The 1275-nt window shown below is 36.9% G+C and carries 1 protein-coding gene; it reads right to left on the bottom strand.

The genetic code is table 11. The annotated features are described in order from the left end of the window. On the bottom strand, positions 1–1275 hold a 1275-nt coding region (locus ERK18_RS09285; RefSeq protein ID WP_187155208.1), incomplete at both ends, for a DUF1542 domain-containing protein.

Genomic DNA, 1275 nt, shown 5'->3' with positions numbered 1-1275 from the left:
ATGTTTTTATGTGTATCAAATGCATTGTCAACTTCTGTTGTCACAGCATCTTTGCCAAATTCATTCTTGAGTCTTGCTACTGCTTCATCATGCTTTTTACTGAATTCAGTCTTAGCATCACTTATTAATTGTTCTAAGCTTTCACTGTCAGCACTATTCTTAATTTCTTTGATGTCACTAATAGCTTTATCCTTAATGCTGTTGACTGAATCTACACTTGTAGCTGCTTCAATATCTTTATCTGCTTGTGCAACAATCGCATCTACTTTGTCTTTGTCTTCTTGTTTCTTTAAGCCGCTCTTGACTTCGGTTGCTACTGCTTTAACTGCATCTTTTGCCGCTACTTTCGTAAACGCTAGTTCAGCTGCTGACTTTGCTTGAGTAATGTCTGCTTGAGCTTTTTCTGAAGCATCTTTTACTTCTTGCTTAGAAGTTGCTGATTCAATTGCTTTTTCAGCGTCAGCTTTGGCCTGATCAATATCTGCTTTAGCCTCATCGTACTTATCTTTAACTTCCTTCTTTTCATCAGAAGTCAATTTGTTATAGTCACTATCAAGTTGGTTCTTAGCATTATCTGCTATAGTATCAACTTTAATTTTTTCAGTGAGCTTTGATGTTGCCAAATCGGCTTCGGCAGCTGCTTTTTCAGCCGTATCAATCGCACTCTCTCCAGCCTTTTCAGCCGCATCTGCTTTTTCAATCGTCGATTGCTCGCCTACTGTTGTTTTAGCATTATCGCGAGCTTTACTTATAGCTGCTACAGCCTTATCTTTGTCTGCATCAGATAAATCAGATTTATTAATTCTGTCAATTGCTTCAGTCGCATGATCATCTAACTTCTTTTGATCATTTTTAATAGCTGTATCCAAAGCCTGTGCATCTTTAAGAACCTTGTCCATGTTATCAATACCTTCTTGTTTAGCATTGTTAACCTGAACTGCAGTTGTTGTATTTGCGTCTTTAATCTTATTAGTTGCGTCTTGGTAATAACTATCTACTTTATCCTTTAAAGCGGCCTTGTTTTCATCACTGACATTTGATAACGCATCGATGCCTGCTTTAACTTCAGTTTGCTTATTAGTTAAAGCGGTAATTGCATCTTTCTTTTCATTATCTAGTTTAATTGCAGCATCTTTATCCGCACTATCCTTAATTTCTTTGATGTCACTAATAGCTTTATCCTTAATGCTGTTGACTGAATCTACACTTGTAGCTGCTTCAATATCTTTATCTGCTTGTGCAACAATCGCATCTACTTTGTCTCGGTCTTCTTGT

This window comes from Lactobacillus kimbladii (assembly GCF_014323605.1).
Lineage (GTDB): Bacteria > Bacillota > Bacilli > Lactobacillales > Lactobacillaceae > Lactobacillus > Lactobacillus kimbladii_B.
This window is presented reverse-complemented; position numbering and strand designations above follow the sequence as displayed.